This window comes from Paenibacillus albidus (assembly GCF_014644435.1).
In the GTDB taxonomy this organism is placed as follows: domain Bacteria; phylum Bacillota; class Bacilli; order Paenibacillales; family Paenibacillaceae; genus Paenibacillus_AQ; species Paenibacillus_AQ albidus.
The window spans coordinates 1-22,150 of the sequence record NZ_BMKR01000005.1 but is presented as its reverse complement, the minus strand read 5'-3'; the positions used below and the strand labels follow the sequence as shown (position 1 = coordinate 22,150).

Sequence of the window (22,150 nt, the reverse complement as noted above, 5' to 3'; positions counted from 1 at the left end):
CGGCTTCATCTCATCATTCGAGGAGGATTTCTATGGAACAATTACCAAAAAGAAGCGAAGTGCCTGCTGAGAACCGCTGGAAGCTTGAGGATATGTTCGGTTCCCAGAAGGACTGGGATGCTGCATATGCAGAAGCCAAGACGCTTATCAAGCAAGCAGCCGATTTCCAGGGAACGCTGGATTCCGCTCCTGCCCTGAAGGCCTGCTTCGAGCTTGATGACAAGCTGGGGCTGCAAACGGAAAGACTTTATGTCTATGCCCATATGCGCCAGGATGAAGATACAGCGGCTCCCACTTACCAGGCCTTGTCGCAAAAAGCGAAGCAGCTTGGTGTAGAAGCCGGCGAGGCGACCTCGTTTATCACACCGGAAATCCTCTCCCTGCCGGTTGAGAAGCTGGATGAGTTCATCGCAGACCCGGAGCTGTCCGATTACACGTTCACCTTAACCGAAATGAAACGCGAAAAAGCACATATCCTTTCCAAAACTGAAGAAGCTCTGCTGGCCCAAGTCGGCAACATCTCACAGGCACCGCAGAATATTTTTGGCATGCTGAACAACGCCGACCTCAAGTTTCCGAAGATCAAGGGTGAGAACGGCAAAGAGGTGGAGCTGACCCACGGAAATTACATTCAGTTTCTGGAAAGTGCAGACCGTGAAGTGCGCCGCGGCGCTTTCAAGGCGGTCTATGAAACTTACAGCAAGCAAAAAAACACCATTGCAGCTACCCTCAGCGCAAATGTGAACAAGAACGTTTTTTACTCACGTGTACGCAAATACCCTTCTGTCCTGGAGATGTCGCTCTACGGTGACAATATTCCCAAGGAAGTCTACACTAACCTGATTGATACGGTTCACCAGAGCCTGCCGCTTATGCACCGCTACATGAAGCTTCGCCAGAAGCTGCTCGGCGTCGATGAGCTGCACATGTATGATCTGTTCGCTCCTCTGGTCGATGAATACAAGATGGATATTACTTTTGATGAGGCGAAAAAGATCACTAAAGAAGGTCTGAAGCCGCTAGGCGAGGATTATTTGAAAGTGCTGCAGGAAGGTTATGACAATGGCTGGATTGATGTGTATGAGAATGAGAACAAACGCACCGGCGCATACAGCTGGGGGGCTTACGGCACCCACCCTTATGTCCTGCTGAACCATAACGACAACCTGAACAGCATGTTCACCCTGGCGCATGAGATGGGGCACGCCCTGCATTCCTATTATTCGGACACTACGCTGAAATACCGGGATGCACAGTATACGATTTTCCTGGCAGAAGTGGCTTCCACTACAAACGAAGCCCTGCTGATGGATTATCTGCTCAAAAAGTCGACCGATCCAAAGGAAAAAATGTACCTGCTCACCTACTATGCCGACCAGTTCCGCGGCACCGTATTCCGGCAAACGATGTTTGCTGAGTTCGAGAAGATCATCCACCAGCGTGCCGAAGAGGGTGAATCCCTGACACCGCAAGATCTATCCAGCATCTACTACGATCTTAACGTGAAGTATTACGGCAAAGATATGGTTGTGGATAAGGATATCGAGATGGAATGGGCTAGGATTCCGCATTTCTACAACAGCTTCTATGTATACAAATATGCGACCGGCTTCTCGGCGGCAACCAGCTTTGCAAAGCAGATCCTGGAAGAAGGCAAACCGGCGGTGGACCGTTATCTTGGCTTCCTCAAAAGCGGGGGCAGCGACTACTCCATTAATATTTTGTCCAAAGCCGGTGTCGATATGTCTTCCCCTGAACCGATCCGCGAAGCGATGAGCGTCTTCGAAAGTGTGATCGAACAGATGGAACAGTTGACCAAATAAGGCATAAAGTTTAGTATTGCATTAATCCCTTGCCCTTTCCGGGCAGGGGATTTGTACTGTCACCTTGCACGAAGGAGGAAGTTTCCCCATGAGAATTCAATGGTCGCTTATTGCCGGTCTTATCTTTGCACTTCTTACAGCTGTATTTGCTGTGATTAACGTAGATCCGGTTCAGGTTAATTTCGGTTTTAATGTTGTGAGTATCCCCTTGATTCTGGTTATTCTCGGCTGCGCACTTATCGGCGGGATTATTGTCGGTTCTTACGGCATTTTTCGCCAATACAAGCTGCAAAAGCAAATCAAGCTCCTGTCCGCCGAGCTAGCCAAGCTCCGGGATGCCCATACATCTCTGGACGGCCTGCCGTTTGACAACGACAACCCATCCGCAAGCCCTTCAGCCGAGCTGCAGGAAAAGCTCTAGAAAGGCTCCAATGAACAGGAGGAATATCCATTGTTGACGATCAAACCCAATGAAGATTACATTCTTGCGCTGCTTAAAAAGTTGCTTGATACGCCCAGTCCCAGCGGCTTCACCGCTCAGGTTATGAAGCTTGTTGCTGAGGAAGCCGCAGCCCTCGACATTCCGCTCAGCTGGAATGAAAAAGGCGGCGTGATTCTATCCGTCCCCGGCTTAGATCCTTCGCGGACCATCGGTCTAAGTGCTCACGTAGATACACTCGGTGCGATGGTCCGCTCCATCAAATCCAATGGAACCCTGCGGCTGACCTCTGTGGGCGGCTTCACCATGAACAGTATTGAAAATGAATACTGCAGCATTCACACCCGCAGCGGGAAGACTTACACCGGCACCATTCTTACCAGTCACCCTTCGGTGCATGTATACACAGATGCCCGTGATTTCAAGCGTTCTGAGGAGAATATGGAAGTTCGCATCGACGAGCTTGTCTCAACCAAAGAAGAGGTCATGAAACTTGGCATCGCGGTCGGGGACTTCATTTCCTTCGACGCCCGGGCGGTAATTACCCCAAGCGGCTATATCAAATCGCGTCATATTGATGACAAAGCAAGCGTTGCTGCCCTGATGGGCCTGCTGGAGAGCATCAAACGGGAAGGCTGGAAACCGCTGCACAACCTGTCACTGCTGATCTCCAACTATGAAGAAGTCGGACATGGCGCTTCCTGGATCCCCGGCGGTATTAGCGAAATGATCGCTGTGGATATGGGCTGCATGGGCGATGATCTAAGCTGCAAGGAAACCGATGTCTCCATCTGCGCGAAGGATTCCTCCGGGCCTTATGATTATGCCATGACAGGACGTTTGACTCAGCTGGCTGAAGAGCTGACCATTCCTTATGCTGTAGATATTTATCCCCAGTATGGCTCTGATGCTTCCGCCGCGCTGAAAGGCGGCAACAACATCCGCGCGGCGCTCATCGGACCAGGCGTACATGCCTCCCACTCTATGGAGCGCACTCACAAGCAAGCCGTCTTTAATACGGTCAAATTGCTGGCTGCCTATGTCGGTGCGAACTGAGCTTCGCAGCAACAAGCTCAAAGAGCTATGGAAACGGAGACCGGTGCTGGCCCTGGGCGTCCTGGTCGTGGTGATTATTTTGCTCGCCGGGCTGCTGCGGTCAGACATGCTTTTTATGGACAAGTCTAATCCTGAAGCCTTTGATGGTCTCCCCCAGCGCTATACCTATCTTGAAGCCGGCAAGGATCAAGTAAAGCTGCACATGATGTCCGTTAAGCCGGAGGATGTCAGATTAAGAGCGGATAAGACCCCTCTTCGGCAAATAGCCGCTTTTGGTATAAATGGCGGGTTTTTTTACGGGGAAGATCTGCTGTCCATTGCCATCATGAATGATCAGCCTGTGAACGGCGCGCAGCGGGCGTATGGTTCCGGATGGTTCAATGCCAAATACGCGCGTGGAACACTAGTCTGGGATGGAGTTACAGGCGCTTTTTCAGTGCAGGTGGTCTCCTCGGCGGAAGAACTCACTGTCACGGACCGCTCCCGCTACTTCGCTCAAGGCGGCATCAGCATGAACCTGCAGCACGAAGCACTATGGGAGGCGGCAGTAAAGGCCGAGCAGTTGCCCTACGCCGATGAGCAGCGGATGCGCTCTGGCCTCGTCTACGACAAGACAGGCAAGGTGTGGCTGATTGTCACGCCATCCCTCTGTACAGCGGCTGAGTTCCGCACAGCCGTTCTGGAGGCCGTTCCCGGTGAAGGCCGCGAAGGCATCTTCCTCGACGGAGACGGCTCCTCGCAGATGAATGCCGCCGAGCGTGTATTGGAAGGCGATTCCCGGCCCGTGGTGCAGATGATTGCGGTGGCGGGGAAATAAGGGGGGATACTGTGCTTAGTTATTCTCGTGGTGGATTCAAGTCTCCGAGCGGAAGGATTTCCCCTGTTCTTCGCCCAAGCCGAAGTAATGCCGGAAATTATAAATAAGCGGATTCCAGCTTGCCGGATTGATGTGATGATCGCCGAGCACCAGCTCACTTTTGACATGAACCTGCGCGCTCAACGTCTCAACTATGGCAAAATGCGGGGCATCTCCGGGAATGCGAATATGCTTGACCCTTGCCTCAATCTGGATTGGACATTCTGTAATCCGAGACGGCTGTACCTGGACTGAGGCGGTTCTCGTAAAGCCGGCATAGGCAAATTTATCCTTAACATACTTAAATCCTGCATCTTGCTTGCTGGTTGGAACGGGATTTTTTCCTGTCAGTGAAGCTAACCTTTCGACCTGCTTCCACTGTGCCGCTTCAGGCAGATTAATTACACATTCAGGATGACGCTGCAAATTCTCCAGTGCTTTGCCTCCGGCTCCAAGTCCGAGAACGATATGATCTCCAAGCGCCCAGGACGATGAAATCGGACTGATATTCACCGTTTCATCCTCATTTAATGTAGTCAGCAGCACTACAGTTGTGCCGTAGTAGAGTATTTTGGGGGTTATGGCTACGGTTCTATTCTCTCTCTCACTTCTATCCTGCATGCTCCATTCTCCTCTGCACATTAATTCCTCTATAGTGTAATATATAGATATTACAATTCGTATCGAAATATGGATTACATAGAGGAGAGATGTATATGCAGGCCCAGACTGCAGTAGCCAAGGTTGCCTCCCTGGTCAGTGAACCCTCCAGAGCAAGCATGCTGACTGCGCTTATGGATGGAAGACACCACCCCGCCGGTGATCTGGCTTATATGGCCGGAGTCAAACCCCAGACTGCCAGCTTTCATTTACAAAAAATGGCCGAGGCCGGAGTGGTCTCCATGCATAAACAAGGCAGACACCGTTATTACAGCATCGCCAGTCCCGAGATTGCTCAGGTGCTTGAGCTTTTGCTGACGATATCTCCTCCAATGGAGATTAAATCGTTCCGGCAGTCTGTTCAGGATCAGGCCATGCGCTCAGCCCGCACCTGTTACGATCATCTGGCCGGAGCTTTTGGCGTACAGCTGACCGCTGCCTTGCTTCAGCAGGGCTGGATTGCTGAAAATGACAGCACCTACACGGTAACAGAGCAAGGCACCGGTGCGCTGGAGGATTTCGGCATTGACCTTAGTCAGGCACGCCGAAAACGCCGGGCATTCGCGCCGAGGTGCCTCGACTGGAGCGAACGACGCTACCATCTGGCCGGTGCGCTCGGAGCCGCTGTGCTGGACAACCTGCTGGAACGCGGCTGGGTAACCCGTCAGCCACAGACACGGGCAGTGAAGGTCACGCCTGCGGGAGTTACGGGACTCGCCGCCGTGTTCCCTATGTCGTTTCAGGAGAAGGAGTAAGCTCCTCTAATCTCCTCTGAAACGGTGCCTTACATTCGGGCGTGGCACGCGCTGCCGGCGAATCCTAAGGCATTTTTGCCTTTCGTTCGCACCAATCCGGCTCACTTTGGCATATTCTAAGGCATTTTTGCCTTACATTCACACCAATCCGGCCCACTTTGGCACATTCTAAGGCATTTTTGCCTTTCGTTCCGTAGTACCACTAAACCCCTGGGGATCACAGCTCCCCCTCCGTTGTTGCACCTACAGAACATAAGCAGCACAAACAAGCGGACACCTCATTTCCGGTGTCCGCTTGTTTGATCCTTGTCGCCTCCGGCTTGGCAGCGTTATTGGCCCGCCGCATTCGCCTCATTTATCCCTTGCCTGATGCCGCAATCTTCTCAGCCAGCTCGTTCAGATAGGTCCAGCGCTCCATCAGGCGTTCCAGCTCAGCTTCGCCCTGACGCTGCTGCTCCACCAGCTCCTGCAGTTTGCCGGAATCGGCAAATGCCGCTTCCATTCCCGCACTGATGTCTACCAGATACTGTTCAGCCTGCTCGATTTGCTCATCGATACTCTCATATTCCTTCTGCTCCTTGAAAGTAAACTTGAGCTTCTCCTTAACAGCGGCCGGCCGGCCGGTCTCTGCGGCAGGGCTCTGCTTCACGCTCTCCTTGCCCGCGGTGCTGCCGGCTGGCACATTTTTGGCCAGCCATTCCTCATATTCACTGTAATCACCGACATGAAGACGAATCTTGCCGTTCTCAAAGGCAATGATTTTATCCATAGTACGGTCGAGAAAATAGCGGTCATGGGATACGGTAAAGACAACACCAGGGAACTCATCCAGATAGTCCTCCAGCACCGCAAGCGTGCCGATATCCAGGTCATTGGTCGGCTCATCCAGCAGCAGCACATTGGGCGCTCCCATCAGCACACGCAGCAGATAGAGACGTCTTTTCTCCCCCCCGGACAGCTTGGAGATCGGCGTCCACTGCATTGCAGGCGGAAAGAGAAAACGCTCCAGCATTTGGCCTGCCGTAATCACGCTGCCATCGGCGGTCTTGATAACCTCCGCCTCTTCCTTCACGTACTCAATGGCCCGCATGCTGTCATCCATATCCTGATGCTCCTGCGTGAAGTAGCCCAGCTTAACGGTGGCACCCAGCTGTACTTCTCCGCCGTCAGGCTGGAGCCTGCCGGCTATGAGGTTAAGCAACGTTGACTTCCCGCTGCCGTTAGGTCCGACAATGCCTACCCGATCCTGCGGGACAGCGATATAGGTTAAATCTTTAATCAGCTCACGTCCGTCAAGTACTTTGTACAGGTCCTGGATCTCGATGATTTTTCGTCCCAGCCGGGTTGAAGCAACGGAGATATCCAGGGAACCACCGGAAGTGCTGCCCTGGCTTTCCTTCAGTTTCTCGAAGCGGTCAATTCGGGCTTTTTGCTTGGTGGTCCGCGCTTTGGCACCCCGGCGGATCCAGGCCAGCTCGGTGCGCAGCAGATTTTTGCGCTTCTGCTCCGCAGAAGCTTCGCGTTCTTCCCGGTCGGCCTTTAGCTCCAGGAAACGGGAATAGTTTGCCTCATAACGGAACAGACGCCCGCCATCCAGCTCCAGCATCACGCTCGCCACCCGTTCCAGAAAGTAGCGATCATGCGTAACCATCAGCAGCGCTCCGCGCCGTTTTTGCAAATATTGCTCCAGCCAGGCCACTGAATCCGTATCGATATGGTTAGTAGGCTCATCCAGGATAAGCAGCTCCGACGGGGTAATCAATGCGGCCGCCAAAGCTACACGTTTGCGTTGTCCACCCGAGAGCGTGTCCATCAAAGCGTCGAACTGGGTAATGCCAAGTTTGGTCAGTACGGTTTTGGCTTCACTTTCCAGCTGCCACGTGCCCTGAGCGTCGATTACCTGCCCAATCCGTACCAGTCTGGCTTCCAGCTCCACATTGCCCGGCGTGCTCTCCAGCAAGGCCAGCGTTTCCATATATTCACGCATGGTGGCAAGCTCCGGATCATCTCCGGCAAAAACCTGCTGCAGCACCGTATAGGTTGGGTCATATGGCGGATTCTGCGCCAGATATTGCACCCTTACATCATTGCCAATGGCAATATTTCCTTCATCGGGCGTATCCAGACCCGCTATAATCTTCAGGAAAGTTGACTTTCCTGTACCATTCACGCCAATAACGCCAATCTTGTCCCGGTCATCCATCCCGAAGGAAGCCTCACGGAACAGTGTTTTCTCCCCGTAACTTTTGGACAGATGTTCCACGGTCATAATATTCATGCGGGTATCCTCACTTGCCTTGTATTTTTCCAATAAAAAAATCTATTCTGCGGGATTTATATTCCCTATAGCCCCGCCTATAAACAGGTCGGCAACAAATTGAGCCCGCTTGTGTGCATCGGCCTCGGCAAATTGCGGATCGAATAAAATGTCCATTTTGAGCCGGTCCAGCATCCCAATATAGGATTTCGCCATCAGTTCCGGTTCTACCGCACCGCCTTCCACCAGCACTTTCACTACTGCCTGCATATATTGCTCCATAAAAAGCGCCATATACGCAACCAGCTCCGGGTTGTTGTTCGGTGCCCTGAAAAAAAGCTTGGTATGCTGCTTCCGCTCATAATAATAAAACAGGTGATGCTTCGCAATAACCGACAGCTTGCCGGGCAGACTGTTCTCTGCTCCCAGCTTGACTTCAAGCTGCTGCAGGAACCCTTCACAGTCCCGGCGCGTCACCGCCATGAACAGGTCTTCCTTGCTCTTGAAATATAAATAGACGGTCCCCTTGGCAATACCCGCCTTTTCTGCAACTTCCGACATCTTCGTTTCGTAAAAACCACCTGAACCGAAGAGCGCATACGCGGCATCCAGGATAGCTGTATGTTTTGGATTGGATACACTGCTCATCGGTTCACCCCCTTACTGTGCCACCATATGGCTTAATATGAAACCTGAATCCCAAGTCTATTTGCATTGTATTACCCCAGTATGTTCACCAGCAAGGCAACACCGCCACCGAGAATCGAGCTGACCGCATTCACCGCGTCATTGCTCATCCAGTGCCAGCCCCGCCCATACACGGCTGGTTTGCCGCAGTGCTGTTCACCCTCCACTTCACGCCCGCAGACGGCACAGCGATTCATCCGCTGCACCGTAGCTCCGAGGATGGAGTCGGCAAAAGCACCCGCCAGACCGCCCAGCAGTCCCGCCAGCGACAGCAGCCATAAGGCATGTCCGGACATGCCGGACAATGCCATAAGCAGCCAGGAGGAGGCCCCGATCAGGAGGCCTCCGGCTGCAGCGGCAAGCGTACCCGGCAGGGACACGCCTCCCGAAGCTCCCGCTTGAAGCACTTTGCCGGTCAGCACGGAACGCGGCGGTTTCCGGCTGAGTGTGCCAATCTCCGTAGCCCAAGTATCCGAGGTGACGGTAGCCATTACCCCGATGAACCCAAAAATCCATAGCTCCAGCGGATAAATGGCATACAGCAGCACCAGCAGCATGCCGAGTCCGCCGTTGGCAAACACCTGCCCGGCGTCACGGCGGCCTGTCTTGGCATACGTCTTCTCCAGCTCTGCCTTGTTATCATGACGGAGCTTCGAAAGCAGGCTGGAGGTGATAAAAAACATTAGCAATATACCGAACCAAAATGCATTGCCGGCACCAAAATAAATCGTACCCATGGCGATTGCCGCCAGCATGCCGGAGAGACTTAACGACCGTTTCCAATAAGCCGCTCCAGAGACAAGTATGGCGCCGCTGGCGCCGATAATCCATTGCAGCATTCCTTCAACTCCCGGTTAGCGTTCTGTGCGCTCTTTTTAACCAATCAGGCAGGTGCCCATCAGCTTGTCGCCCCAGTACAGCTCGAACGAGTCACCTGGAACGGTGGGGCCGACGCCTGCCGGAGTTCCTGTAAATATAACATCATCTTTACCCAGCCCATAACGCGCAGCGATAAAGTCTATGATCTTTTGCAGTGAAAATATCATATTCTGCACATTTCCGCGCTGCACTTCAACCCCATTTTTGACTACTGTAAAATCGGTGCTCTCCAGCTCTTCCTGGTCAGGGAACGCCATATAGGGCGTTAATGGGGCGGAATTCTTAAAGCCTTTGGCGGCGGTCCAGGGCAGGCCTTTTTTCTGCAGATCATTGTGCACATCCCGCAGTGTAAAATCCAGACCCAGCGCCATCACGTCAACCAGCTCCTCCACACTCATTCCGGGCACATAATCACGCGCGATCCGCAGCACCAGCTCACCTTCATAGTGGATCAGGCCGGCATCTTTGGGAAGATGGATGATGGCTTTATCAAGGGACACCGCCGCATGTGAAGGCTTCAGAAAGATCAGTGGCTCCACGGGGACCTTGTTCCCCAGCTCCTCCGCATGTTGTTTGTAGTTACGTCCAACGCAGTACAGGTTATTAACAGCAGCGCACATCAGACATTCAGCTCTCTTTCCCGTCGATTTGGAGTAGAATCAGATCATATCTTCAAAAACGTATCGCCCCACACATCGGGACGGTTGGTACAGATCATTATATCAGAATGCATGTCCGCGAGACGGCGCATTTCCTTGGCTTTGTTCACGGTCCAGGCCATTATTTGAATGCCCCGTTCGGCCAGCAGCCCAGCCAGCTTGGGATTAAGCCGCGCGGAACTGATCGACAAGAAGGAACAATTCAGTTCATGCACCTTCTGTGCCGGATCACCCTGCCGGGAATCATAGATCAGTCCGGTGCGGAACCTGGGGTCCAGCTCCTTGATCCTTTGCAGGACTGCGGCATCGAATGAAGTCAGCACCACTTCGCCTTGCATACCTTTTGCGGAGATCAAGTCCATGACGGCCCGCTCCAGGCCGGGATACATATCGCCCGTGGTCTTCAGTTCAATGTTCAGGCGCAGCTTGCCGGAAGCAAGGGTGAGCACTTCATCCAGCGAAGGCACCTTTTCTCCCCGAAAAGCACGCCCCTTCCAGCTTCCCGCATCCAGTCGCCTGATATGCTCCCAGTCCATATGTTTGACTTTTCCGTGGCCATTGGTTGTGCGGTCCAGGCTGAAGTCATGAATAACGACAGGAACCCCGTCTTTGCTAAGCTGCACATCAATTTCCATCCAGCGTACAAATGGCAGGGCAAGCGCCATCCGCACTGCGGCAAGTGTATTCTCGGGAGCCTTGCCGGAATAACCCCGATGGGCTACGCACAAGTTCTTCATCATAAGGAACCTCCCAGCACATGTAATGTCTCCTCCAATGAAGCGGGGAATAACGCTATCGCCCGCCGCCCCTATTGTTCCAAAGTTTCCGCTTGACCGGGAGATTAACGTCTGGACTGCTTAACCTTACCATCATTGCCGATCTTCACAAGACCGCCCGATATGGATTCTATCCGCTTGAACAGCAGCTGCCCGGCAACATCATTCATGGGCACAGGCTGGGCCAGCTCCGCATCCATCGGTAAAAGCTTCATCGAGCACTGGCCTTTACTACTACATTCGGCCTGGAAAACCGCAGTTTCCCACGTCTTCGCCGTTGCCGATCTTGTGAATATAAAATTACCGGTACTATAGGCTATCCATTTGTCTTTATAAGGCTCGATGCCCTGCAGTACATGGGGATGACCGCCGATCACAAGATCCGCCCCGGCATCAATGAAGCTGTGCCCCAGCGTCTGCTGTGTAGTGTCATATTGCTCCACCCGCTCCCGGCCCCAGTGAACCATGACGACCACCAGATCTGCTTTGTTCTTGGCGTCGGCAATCGCCTTTAGCCCTTCCGCACTGTCATACACGGAGGCCAGTCCCGGACTGTCCGCACCGGCCTGCCATTTCATCTCAGGCATGACCCGGGTGAAGCCAAGCAAGGCGATCTTGATCCCGTTCCGTTCAAAATATTGCGCGGAATAAGCTTCCTTGCTGTTCAGACCCGCACCCACATAGGAGATCCCTTTGTCTTCCAGGTGCTTCAGCGTATCTCTCAGCCCTTCCTCGCCTTGGTCCAGCGTATGGTTATTAGCAAGGTTGACTGCATCCACACCTGCATTCTTCAGCGCGGCAAGTGCCTCCGGCGGGCCTTTGAACACAAACTGCTTATTGGCCGCACCGGTTCCGCCGGTCGTGATCGGTGTTTCCAGATTCAGTACAGTCAGGTCATCCTGCTTAAACAATCCATCCAGACCCGCATATGAATAGGCATATCCTTCCTTCTTCAGCAATTCACCTGCTTTGCCGGAAAAAATGGTATCCCCGCCGAAATTCAGCTTCACCGTCTGCCCGCTCCCTGCTTCAGGAAGTCCGGCAATCTCGTCGGGCTCAGTAGTTTGTTCGCTGTTTCCCTTCGTCTCCGGTTCGGCCGTCGCTTCGGGAGTTGGCTCGGGAGTCGGCTCCGGCGTCGGCACTTCTTCCGGCTCAACATCCGCGGATGGAGCCAGAGTGGCTTCAGGGATTACCGTAGGAACCGGCTCTGCCGCAGGAGTCGGTGTTGCCGGTTCAGACGTGGGAACAGGTGCAGGCACGGCTTCCTGTCCGCCGCCCGGTTCAGGCGTAGGCGAGAGCTGCGTTGCCGGAGGAGGGGCTGCACTTTGGCCGCCATTCTCACTTACAAAATAATAGGTTAATAGGCCGGTTATCAGCAAAAGCAGGCAGGCATTGGTCCAGGCCCAGACCGTTCGGCGACGGCGCTTGCGGGATTTGCTGTTCTTCTGTCTGGAACTAGATCGCGGCGGATACATAAGCGCTGTGTTCTCCTTTGTCCTAAAATTGTCTCTATTATAGCATATCTGACACTTGTCTCTACAAATAGGAGAGACGGCTGAGACGGGTTCAGATTCATTACGTGCTGGCTGAAAGCCTAGTCTGATGTATTTTGTGCAGTAGAATCGCTCATGAATGTCCCAAAACGGCATTCTGATGTATTTCGTGCAGTAGAAACTCAGAAATCGGCCGTTTATCACTCTTTACCGCTGTTCCCAATGCATAAAATGCATCCAAATCAAAAATCGGCCCGGCTTACTCGCAGTCTGATGCACAAAATGCAGCCAAACGGCGCACAGTCCCAGCTTGTAGTGTGGTGTACTGGTGCTTGAAGCATCTTGTAGAGTGGTGTACTGGTGCTTGGAGCAGCTTATAGTTGTGATGTACCGGTGCTTGGAGCAGCTTATAGTGTGATGTACTGGTGCTTAGAGCAGCTTGTAGTGTGGTGTACCGGTGCTTGGAGCAGCTTGCCATAAAAAAAGGCGAGGCGACTACTCCGCCTCACCGTTGATCTCCCCAAAGCCGACTTAAGTCTCAGCTATGGATGGATGGTTGATGGTTGCTGAACTATCCACTATCCCAGGCTATTCCGCCAGATTCCCGGCAGCCTTTTCCGCGATCAGCTTCGCCTGTTTGATGCAGTCGGGCATGCCGATGCCATCGTAGCCTGCTCCGAAGGCATAGACCCCCGGCAGCACTTGCTCAAGCGCGCCGCGCAGCCGGGCGATAGCCGCCGGATGGCCGACAGGATACTGCGGCATGGAGTGGGTCAGACGCGTAATCTCTGTGAACAGAGGTTTGGCGGTAATGCCCATGATCTCCCGCAGATCCTTGCGTACAAGCTCCTCCAAAGCGTCGTCCGGGAGCTGTACGTTCTGTTCATCTCCGGCACGGCCAACATAACAGCGCAAAAGCACCTTGTCGTCCGGGCTGGTATGCAGCCATTTGGTCGAGGTCCAGGTGCAGGCCGTAATATTCCGGCCCTCTTTGCGCGGCACCAGGAACCCGGAGCCGTCATATTCGGTGTTGATCTCCCGCTTCGGGAAGGCCAGCACAACATTTGCCACAGAAACATAATTCACAGCATCCAGCGCCGCAACATCCACATGGGGCCGAAGCAGCTCGGCTGCGGCAAAGTTCGGCGTAGTAACATAGATATCATCCGCCGCCAGCCGCTCCCTATTGTCCAGCTCCACCTCGTAACGGGAAGTCCCCCGCTCCAGCGCATTTCCGCCAGATGACCCCGGCTTCAGTGCGGCAATGGATACCGCTGCCGCCTCCGTCCGCTGCTCCACATCATGCAGCTCATGAATCAGACCATGCACAAGGCTCTGCAATCCTTTGCGGAAGGTCAGAAATGCACTTTTCTTGGTCCCCGTATGCGTCTCCACCGGCTTCCGGCCCGTGGTCATGCCGCGGATCAGGCTGCCATACTGCCGCTCCACTTCGCCAAACTGCGGGAACGTGGCCTGGAGGCTGATTTTGCGCATATCACCGGCATAAATCCCGGCCAGCAGCGGCTCGGTCATATTCTCCAGCACTTCCGGCCCCAGCCGCCGTTCAATCAGGTCGCCCAGGGATTCGTCCTCGGTGCTGCGTCGCGGCGGAAGCACAAAATCCATCATTGCCCGCATTTTGCCCCCAAAAGAGACCAGTCCGCTCTTCAGGAACGGCTTCAGCTCCGTCGGAATGCCAAGCACGAGTCCGGCAGGCATCGGATGAAGTTTGTCCCGCTGCAATATGTATGTCTTCTTGGCATTCGGATTGGTCGTCACCAGTTCATGATCCAGCTCAAGCTCCTTGGCCAGATCACTCATTGCCGTCTTGCGGGCCAGAAAGGAGTCGGGCCCCTTCTCGATCACAAAACCGTCACGATGCAGGGTCTCTATCTTGCCGCCAAGCGCCTTGTCCTTTTCTACAATCACTATATCTGCAGTCACACCCGCCAGCTTATAATACTTGCGCACATAAAAAGCGGCGCTGAGACCGCTAAGGCCTCCGCCGATAATGACAACCCTGCGGGAAGTCCGGGTCATGACTGGCTCACCTTCATTTGTTCCACCTTCGTACGCACGACATCGCTTAAAACTGCCATATATGCAGGATCACTATTCAGCGATTCGATCCGCATCAGACGCAGATCCAGCTCACCGGCGACAGCCTGGGCCTCGATATCAAGATCATACAATACCTCCAAATGATCGGAGACAAAACCGACAGGGGCCACCAGGACATATTTCACCTGTTCATGGCTTAGCTCCCGCAGCGTGTCCAGCACATCGGGACCGAGCCATGGCTCGGCTGTGCGGCCTGCGCTTTGCCAGGTGAACTGCCAAGAGGCCACACCCGCTGCTTGTGCAACTGCTTCGGAGGTCTGCAGCAGTTGGTCACGGTAAGGATCCCCCATGGACAGGATTCGTACCGGCAGACTGTGTGCGCTGAATAATACACGCACTTCGTCCCGGACAGCTCCAGCCTCCTCGAACTGATCCAGTCTCGCGGATACTCTGCGGCTCAGCACATCAATCAGCTGCGGATGCAGGTGGTAGCTTTCTACAAAGCCCATTCCCACCTGGCATTCCTCGGCTTTGGCCTGTGCGCGTTTGATGTAGGTTCCCACACTCATCACCGAGTAATGAGGCGCAAGTACAATGCCTACCGCTTGGGTAATTCCGTCTCTGGCCATAGCTTCCACACCATCTTCAATAAAGGGATGGGCATGCTTCAGCCCCTGGTAGCAGACAAATTCCACATCCTTCTGCGCAGAACCGCTGTTCAGTGCAGCCTGCAGAGCTGCCACCTGACGGTCCGTATTCTCGCGCAGCGGAAACACCCCGCCAACAATTGCTTCATAACGGTCCTTCAGCTGTTGCAGCTGTTCTGCAGTCGGCGCGTTGCCGTGCCGAATATGGGTATAATAAGCCTCTACTCCATCCAGGCTTTCAGGAGTGCCGTACGACATGACCAATACACCAATTTTTGTTGCCACGGATTCCATCCCCTTTACGATTTCTGTAATGCGGCTCGCGAATATTCGTGAATATACTCCGTGAGTTCCCTTAGCTTGTCCAGCGAAGCCTCCGGAAATAATCCATGCCCCAAATTGAACACGTATCCGGGCTCCTGAATCCCTTCATCAATCAGCTGCTTGGCCCGTTCCTTCAGCAGATCCATCGGTGCAGTCAGCAAATACGGGTCCAGATTGCCTTGGACGGCGAAGCCGCCCCCCAGTCTGCGCCGGCCTTCCGCCAGGCTGACACGCCAGTCCAGTCCGATTACATCGGCCTGAAGTTTCGTGAGGCTTGGCAGCAATTCCCCCGAGCTGACACCCGGGAAATAAATTTTGGGCACATCGAGATCGGACAACTCGGCAAAAATACGCGTAACCGTAGGCAGCACATACCGCTCAAAATCCTGCGGCGCAAGTGCGCCCACCCAGCTGTCGAACAGCTGGAAGGCCTTGCCTCCACTCTTCACATGGCTGCGCAGGTAGGCGATCACCATATCGCCCAGCTTGTCCATCAGCATCTCCCACACACGGGGTTCGCTGTACATCATTTCTTTGGTGCGGATATACCCTTTGGACGGCCTGCCCTCAATCAAATAACTGGCGATGGTAAAAGGCGCTCCCGCAAAAGTAATCAGCGGCACCTCCAGCTCCTTGTCAAGAATGGCGATGGTCTCCAGAATGTGGCTGAGATCGCCTTCAATATCAATCGGCTTCAGCCGTTCCACATCGGCTGCCGAGCGGATCGGATTCTCAATCACCGGTCCGATGTTCTTCACAATGTCAAACTTAACGCCGATGGACGCCACGGGATTCATAATATCCGAATACAGGATGGCCGCATCCACACCCAGCTTGCGTACCGGCATCAAAGTGACTTCGGCAGCCAGCTCAGGCTGCTTGCAAATTTCGAGCAGGGAATACTTTTCTTTGATTTTACGATACTCGGGATCATAACGGCCGGCCTGCCGCATGTACCATACGGGAACGTGCTCCGTGTCCTGCTTGCGGCAGGCGCGGATAAAAGTGTCATTGTAGGTCATCATAAGGTCTCCATTAGATTTTATATTGGATTTGAACACACATACTACTTATTATGCCCTTTTTAAAACGCGGTAACAACCGCTTACAAGGTTAGGGAATGACAATCCTATGACATTACTATGACAAGTGTTGCACCGCCGCTTCCACAATTTATGATATACTGATAGAATGTCGTTTTTTAGCGAACTCTGGATTTATTGAATTCTCTGAAAGGAAGTGAAAGCACTTTGAAGAAATGGGAGACTTGGAAAGTCAACCTCATGGTGCTTTGGTTCGGCCAATTTCTGGTCAATGCCGGAATGACAATGATTACTCCGTTCCTCTCGCTTTACCTGGCCAAGGATCTTGGTGTTCAGGGCGAGCATGCGATCGGAATCTGGGCCGGTCTTATTTTTGCCGCAAATTTCATGACTTCATTTCTGTTTCAGCCGCTCTGGGGCAAGCTCTCCGACAAATACGGACGCAAAATCATGCTGCTGCGCTCAAGTTTCGGCATGGCCATTGTTATTCTGCTGATGGGCTTTGCCCAGACGCCTTGGCAGCTGCTGCTGCTCCGCCTGCTGAACGGGACCATCTCCGGCTTCAACCCGGCTTCCATCGCCTTGATATCCGGCACGACCCCCAAACCGCGCATGGGATTCGCCATGGGACTGATGCAGTCGGGTTCGGTGGCCGGCACTATCCTGGGCCCGCTGATCGGAGGCCTGCTCGCCGACTGGATCGGCTTCCGTCCCATTTTTTACGTCGTAGGTGCACTGCTGTTCATCGCTTCGCTGCTCGCTTTGTTTCTCGTCAAGGAGAAATTCGACCGCGAAGAAGCCGCGCATGTGCCGCAGGCCTCCGTGCTGGCAGGCCTGCGGGAATTGATCAAGGTGCCCCAGCTGCCCGCCCTGTTCGGCGTAACGTTTTTGCTGCAGTTTGCCATGATCAGTCCGATGACGCTGCTGCCGATTTATGTGGAGAAGCTGCACGGTTCGGCCGTGAACATCGCTTTTTGGGCCGGGATGGTGAGCGCCGTCACCGGCATTTCCAACATGATCGCCTCCCCGGTCCTCGGCAAGCTAAGTGACAAAATCGGAGCCCATCGCATTTTGACCTTCGCCCTGATTGGGGCCGCCGTCTTTCTCATCCCGCAGGCTTTCGTCACCAGCGTCTGGCAGCTGATTGTCGTGCGGTTCCTGATGGGAGTCTTCATGGGCGGCCTGCTGCCCAGTGTGAATGCACTGATCCGTTCTTATACCCCGGACGGCAAGGAGAGCCGCGCGTTCGGCTTCAACAGCAGCACGCTGGCTCTCGGGAATATGCTTGGCGCCATTATCGGCGGTGTTCTGTCCGGTTATATCGGGATTGAAGGTTTGTTTATTCTCTCCGGCGGTTTCCTGCTCATCAATACCGTCTGGGTGCGGCTCAAGCTGTATAAACGCACGGAGCCGCGCTGGTTCCGCTAAACAGGGTTACTTGACAACCGCCAGGGCCAAGCCGTCATAGGCAGGCAGCAGGGTACTGGTCAGGCGCTCATCCGTGGCAATCATTTCATTAAAACGGCGCATTGCCTGAACGGCTGGTCCGTTCTTCTCCCGGTTCAGGGTCCGGCCGCGCAGAAAGATATTATCACCGGCAATCACTGCGCCCGGACTGGCCAGCTTAATCGCGTATTCAAGGTAATTCGGATAATTCTCTTTGTCTGCATCAATAAAGAAGAAATCAAAGCTTCTGCCCTCTGCTTCCAGTGCCCGGAGGCTGTCAAGCGCAGGCCCAATCTTGTATTCAACGGCATCGCCATAGCCGGCCAGCTCCAAATGGCGGCCCGCCAGCCCGGCATATTCCGCCTTCAGCTCAAGCGACATCAGCTTGCCGCCCGGAGCCATGCCGCGGCACAGACAGATGCCGCTGTAGCCGCCCAGCGCACCGATCTCCAGAATGCGCGAGGAGCGGGACAAGCTGACTAGCAGGGTAAGCAGTCTGCCGTAGCCCGGAGCGATGGAGACTTCGGGCATGCCGCTTTCGGCGATCTTTCGGGTTACCTTAAGCAACAGCTCATCTTCTGTATAAAGTTGTTCACTGTATTGTTCCTGGTTCTGGTTCTGGTCAAGCATAGATATTCTCCTTTAATCCTTGGCATAAGGGGCATATTAAGGAGGGCGGTCATTGTGTAGTCCTCCGCATTCCCCTATACTTAATTGTACTGGCTTTTTGTGTTTATCTACAAGTTAAATGGAGTTGAGAGCATTTTGGGAAAATTACAATTAATCGCTACTGCCCCCATGGGCCTGGAAGCTGTTGTAGCTCGTGAATTAAATGAACTGGGTTATGAGACCACAACCGAAAATGGACGGGTATTGTTCAGCGGGGATTATATCGATATCTGCCGCTGCAATCTGTGGCTGCGCACGTCGGACCGCGTGCTGGTCAAGATGGGCCAGTTCCCGGCCAAAACCTTTGATGAATTATTCGAAGGTGTCAAAGCCATCGCCTGGGAGGACTGGATTCCGGAGCACGGGGAATTCCCTGTTGAAGGACGTTCGCACAAATCTCAGCTGACCAGCGTACCGGCCTGTCAGGGCATTGTCAAAAAAGCCGTCGTAGAGAAGCTCAAGCAATCTTATCATACGGACTGGTTCCGGGAAGACGGCCCGCGGTATGTGATCGAAATGATCCTGTTGAACGATATCGCCTTGATCACACTCGATACTACAGGACCCGCGCTGCACAAACGCGGCTACCGCAGACAGGCTACCGAAGCGCCGATCAAAGAGACGATGGCGGCCGCGCTGCTGCAGCTCAGCCGCTGGAACGGCCACCGGCCGCTTTATGATCCGTGTTGCGGTTCGGGCACCATTCTGATCGAAGCTGCCATGATCGCCTGGAACATCGCACCCGGGCTGCGCCGTTCGTTCCCGTCCGAGCATTGGCCGGTTATTCCCCAGCGCCTATGGGAAGAGGCACGCGAAGAAGCCTTTGACGCGGTGCGCGACGATTACCCGCTGCAGCTGACCGGGAGCGATATTGATCCGGCCGCCATTGAAATTGCCGAAGCCGCCGCCAAAAGTGCCGGGCTGTCCGGCGAGATCACCTTCAACGTCATTGCGGCGGCCAAAGCCAGACCGCAAGGCGAATACGGCTGTATCATCACCAATCCCCCATACGGCGAACGGATCAGCAGCGACAAGGAAGTCGAGAAGCTGACCCGGCAATTCGGAGAGATGATGCTGTATCTGCCGACATGGTCCTTTTTTGCCATCAGTCCCTACAAGGAATTCGAGCAATTCTATGGCCGCAAAGCAGACAAGCGCCGCAAGCTCTATAACGGGCGGATTGAGTGCCAGTATTATCAATACCTGGGCCCTTTGCCGCCGCGAAATCCGCAATAAGCAAGCTTCTCAGTCTAAAGAGTGAACTTCTATATCCAGCGGACATCCGCTCTCTATCAGGGAGGGTGTCCGTTTTTTTACCGTTACCTTATCCATGCAGCAAGGAGGTTCTAAAGTGTCTAGTGACTCTGTTTCCACAAGCGGCTCTGCAGCCACCCGTAGGCTCGCTGCCGTTCTGCGCTCCCGCTATTGCGGTTATCTCCTGTTCCTTGGCGTGATATTCGCCAAACTGGTTTTTCTGCACAACGGGCTGCATGCCCCCAATATTGATATGAACGGCATGGACCAGCTGATTGCCCTAGGCTCCGTCATGCTGCTGTCCTTTTGGACGTTTTGGCTGCCCCGCCGGGGCCAGACCTTGGCTTTGATCTGCCTGAACATTCTGCTTACCCTGTTGATCTATGCGGATATCGTCTATTACCGCTACTTCACAGATTTCCTCACCATTCCTGTGCTGCTGCAGGCGGGACAAATGGATGCGTTGGGGGACAGTGTATTTGCGCTGCTGAAGCTTACCGATCTGTATTTGGCCAGCGACTGGCTGCTGCTGATCGTATACGCAATTCTGCGCTCCATGTATCGGCGCAGCCTTCCGGTCCAAACGCTGCATCCCGTTCAACCTTCGCCCCCAAGCTCCCGTGCGGCAGGAATCCTCCGGCGGACCGCGAGCGGGATTACAGCGCTGATGCTGGGAGGCCTCCTGACCTTCGGCCCGATTCATTCTTACGCCACTACGTGGGCACGGGAACTGTTCACCGGCAACTGGTGGAGTCTGGCGATGTACAATGTGACCGGGTTAATTGGGTTTCACGGCTACGACCTCTATCAATACGCCAAGGATCACCTGGGTCCGCAGCCAAAGCTGACCATGCAGGAAGCTGCGGAGATGCAGAGCTGGTTCAGCCGCCAGAGTGCGGCACAAAGCGCGGAGAACGAGAGCTTCGGGCGCTACAGCGGCAGCAATGTCATCGTTATTCAGGCGGAAGCATTTATGAATTTTGTCGTGGGCCGTTCGGTGGGCGGACAGGAGATTACGCCGAATCTGAATGCACTCCTGAAAGACAGCTATTATTTCAGCAGCTTTTATCATCAGACCTCGCAGGGACGGACCTCCGATGCAGACATGGCCTCCAATGGGTCACTTTATCCGCTGGTTTCAGGTTCTGTCTTTGTGCGTTATCCGGGCAATCAATTTGACATGCTCCCGGCGATCCTGAAGGAGCGCGGCTACAGCGCTAATGCCTTCCATGCATACGAGGGCAGCTTCTGGAACCGGCAGATTATGTATACGGAGATGGGCTACGATCATTTTTACAGTAAAAAAGATTTCGACCTCGACGAACCGCTTGGCTGGTCGCTGGGCGATAAATCCTTTCTCCGCCAGTCCCTGGACATCATGGATGAGGAGGATAACATTCCAAAGCCCTTCTATGCCTTCCTGACCACACTGTCGAGCCATCACCCGTATTTGCTGCCTTCCGAGGCGCAGGAGCTGGACACCGGAGATTTCGACGGAACGATATTCGGTAATTACCTCCAAGCGGTCCATTATACGGATGCGGCGCTTGGGGAACTGGTAGAAGAGATGAAGCGGCACGGGTTATGGGACAATACCATTCTCGCATTTTATGGTGATCATGATAATTCGATTGCGGAGACAACCTATTACGAGCAGTTTCTCGACAAAAAACTCTCCCCGCTCGATATGCAGCAAATCATGCATCAGGTCCCGCTGCTTATCCATCTGCCCGGAGGTTCCGCCCCGGTAACCGATGCCAATCCGGCAGGTCAATTGGACCTTACGCCTTCCCTGCTCCATCTGCTCGGAATTCCCCGCTCTCCCTATTATCTGATGGGCAATGACCTGTTCAGCGGGGCGGAGCGGCTTGTAACCTTGCGGAGCGGCGCATTTGCGGACCCCAACCTCACCTATCTGCCGGGGGAAGACGGTCAATTCGCCAGCGGCACCTGCTATAGTCTGAGCTCGCGGGAAAGTGTGGACACAACATTATGCCGTACCGGGTTCGAGGAGAGCCAGACGCGGCTGCAAATTTCGGATAATATTATGAAATATGACGCGATCCGGGTGCTCAGAAGCAATAGGGCAGCCGGTAAATAGCGGACGTTCTGTATAGTTATAGTTCTCTACTACTCAAACTCTTTAACCCAGCGGTTGGCTCGACCCTCGGAAACAAGTCGTAACCCATCGGCCTTGGCAAGCCTGCGGACTCAGCGGTCCTTATTTGACGAAACGAAAGGTTTTGTCTGTTTCTACGGACTCAGGAGCCCCTATTTCATAATTTCTAGCACACATCGGGGGTGATTGGATCATTTAGCGGCTTCTGTGATTTAGACTAAGAGGTGGACACGGAAAGTACAACTCA

Annotated in this window: 19 protein-coding genes; 8 read left to right on the top strand and 11 right to left on the bottom strand. The window is 53.9% G+C overall.

The window, feature by feature from the left end:
• Positions 1 to 32: 32 nt before the first annotated feature.
• The 4 genes from pepF to IEY53_RS06625 all read left to right on the top strand — a co-directional run bounded on the left by pepF (position 33) and on the right by IEY53_RS06625 (position 4,135).
• Positions 33 to 1,823: an oligoendopeptidase F gene (pepF, locus tag IEY53_RS06640; RefSeq protein WP_189023224.1), complete on the top strand. Its 1,791-nt coding sequence runs from the start codon at positions 33 to 35 to the stop codon at positions 1,821 to 1,823.
• An 88-nt stretch (positions 1,824 to 1,911) separates the two neighbouring features.
• The gene (locus tag IEY53_RS06635; protein WP_189023222.1) at positions 1,912 to 2,244 is read left to right on the top strand and encodes a LapA family protein; all 333 of its coding nucleotides are present in this window, start codon (positions 1,912 to 1,914) and stop codon (positions 2,242 to 2,244) included.
• 33 nt (positions 2,245 to 2,277) lie between these two features.
• Positions 2,278 to 3,318, top strand: a complete 1,041-nt coding sequence (locus IEY53_RS06630; protein ID WP_189023736.1) for a M42 family metallopeptidase — start codon at positions 2,278 to 2,280, stop codon at positions 3,316 to 3,318.
• A complete protein-coding gene (locus IEY53_RS06625) occupies positions 3,302 to 4,135 on the top strand; it encodes a hypothetical protein (RefSeq protein ID WP_189023220.1) in 834 nt (277 codons plus the stop codon). Before IEY53_RS06630 ends, IEY53_RS06625 begins: the two co-directional genes overlap by 17 nt.
• A 36-nt stretch (positions 4,136 to 4,171) precedes the next feature.
• Here the strand turns inward: IEY53_RS06625 and IEY53_RS06620 are convergent, their stop codons facing one another.
• Complete coding sequence (locus IEY53_RS06620; RefSeq protein WP_189023218.1) at positions 4,172 to 4,795, bottom strand: flavin reductase family protein; 624 nt, start codon at positions 4,793 to 4,795, stop codon at positions 4,172 to 4,174.
• A 95-nt stretch (positions 4,796 to 4,890) separates the two neighbouring features.
• On the opposite strand from IEY53_RS06620, the gene IEY53_RS06615 reads away from it, so the two are divergent.
• A complete protein-coding gene (locus tag IEY53_RS06615; RefSeq protein ID WP_189023216.1) occupies positions 4,891 to 5,589 on the top strand; it encodes an ArsR/SmtB family transcription factor in 699 nt (232 codons plus the stop codon).
• 355 nt (positions 5,590 to 5,944) lie between these two features.
• Here IEY53_RS06615 and IEY53_RS06610 read toward each other — a convergent pair whose 3' ends face one another.
• The 9 genes from IEY53_RS06610 to hemE form a co-directional block, all read right to left on the bottom strand.
• On the bottom strand, positions 5,945 to 7,867 hold the full coding sequence (locus tag IEY53_RS06610; RefSeq protein ID WP_189023214.1) for an ABC-F family ATP-binding cassette domain-containing protein: 1,923 nt from the start codon (positions 7,865 to 7,867) through the stop codon (positions 5,945 to 5,947).
• Positions 7,868 to 7,909: 42 nt separating this feature from the next.
• Positions 7,910 to 8,494, bottom strand: a complete 585-nt coding sequence (locus tag IEY53_RS06605; RefSeq protein WP_189023212.1) for a TetR/AcrR family transcriptional regulator — start codon at positions 8,492 to 8,494, stop codon at positions 7,910 to 7,912.
• A gap of 71 nt (positions 8,495 to 8,565) precedes the next feature.
• Complete coding sequence (locus tag IEY53_RS06600; protein ID WP_189023735.1) at positions 8,566 to 9,369, bottom strand: DUF92 domain-containing protein; 804 nt, start codon at positions 9,367 to 9,369, stop codon at positions 8,566 to 8,568.
• 39 nt (positions 9,370 to 9,408) lie between these two features.
• Entirely contained in the window at positions 9,409 to 10,032 is a 624-nt protein-coding gene (locus IEY53_RS06595) for a fumarylacetoacetate hydrolase family protein (RefSeq protein WP_189023210.1), read from the bottom strand.
• Positions 10,033 to 10,076: 44 nt separating this feature from the next.
• Complete coding sequence (locus IEY53_RS06590) at positions 10,077 to 10,808, bottom strand: glycerophosphodiester phosphodiesterase (RefSeq protein WP_189023734.1); 732 nt, start codon at positions 10,806 to 10,808, stop codon at positions 10,077 to 10,079.
• Between the two features lie 104 nt (positions 10,809 to 10,912).
• Complete coding sequence (locus tag IEY53_RS06585; RefSeq protein ID WP_189023208.1) at positions 10,913 to 12,322, bottom strand: CapA family protein; 1,410 nt, start codon at positions 12,320 to 12,322, stop codon at positions 10,913 to 10,915.
• A gap of 606 nt (positions 12,323 to 12,928) precedes the next feature.
• Positions 12,929 to 14,380 carry a protoporphyrinogen oxidase gene (gene hemG / locus IEY53_RS06580; protein WP_189023206.1) on the bottom strand — a complete coding sequence of 484 codons (1,452 nt, stop codon included), beginning with the start codon at positions 14,378 to 14,380 and terminating at the stop codon, positions 12,929 to 12,931.
• Entirely contained in the window at positions 14,377 to 15,333 is a 957-nt protein-coding gene (gene hemH / locus IEY53_RS06575; protein ID WP_189023204.1) for a ferrochelatase, read from the bottom strand. The genes hemG and hemH overlap by 4 nt, the downstream gene beginning before the upstream one ends.
• A 14-nt stretch (positions 15,334 to 15,347) precedes the next feature.
• Positions 15,348 to 16,394 (bottom strand): uroporphyrinogen decarboxylase, encoded by a 1,047-nt coding sequence (gene hemE / locus IEY53_RS06570; protein ID WP_189023202.1) that lies wholly within the window; start codon positions 16,392 to 16,394, stop codon positions 15,348 to 15,350.
• A gap of 228 nt (positions 16,395 to 16,622) precedes the next feature.
• Here hemE and IEY53_RS06565 point away from each other — a divergent pair, with 228 nt between their 5' ends.
• A complete protein-coding gene (locus IEY53_RS06565; protein WP_189023200.1) occupies positions 16,623 to 17,843 on the top strand; it encodes an MFS transporter in 1,221 nt (406 codons plus the stop codon).
• Between the two features lie 6 nt (positions 17,844 to 17,849).
• Here the strand turns inward: IEY53_RS06565 and IEY53_RS06560 are convergent, their stop codons facing one another.
• Positions 17,850 to 18,491, bottom strand: coding sequence for an O-methyltransferase (locus tag IEY53_RS06560; RefSeq protein ID WP_189023198.1), 642 nt, complete (start codon positions 18,489 to 18,491; stop codon positions 17,850 to 17,852).
• Between the two features lie 135 nt (positions 18,492 to 18,626).
• On the opposite strand from IEY53_RS06560, the gene IEY53_RS06555 reads away from it, so the two are divergent.
• The gene (locus IEY53_RS06555) at positions 18,627 to 19,766 is read left to right on the top strand and encodes a THUMP domain-containing class I SAM-dependent RNA methyltransferase (RefSeq protein WP_189023196.1); all 1,140 of its coding nucleotides are present in this window, start codon (positions 18,627 to 18,629) and stop codon (positions 19,764 to 19,766) included.
• Positions 19,767 to 19,881: 115 nt separating this feature from the next.
• Positions 19,882 to 21,885 (top strand): LTA synthase family protein, encoded by a 2,004-nt coding sequence (locus IEY53_RS06550; RefSeq protein WP_229696024.1) that lies wholly within the window; start codon positions 19,882 to 19,884, stop codon positions 21,883 to 21,885.
• The last annotated feature ends 265 nt before the right edge of the window (positions 21,886 to 22,150 follow it).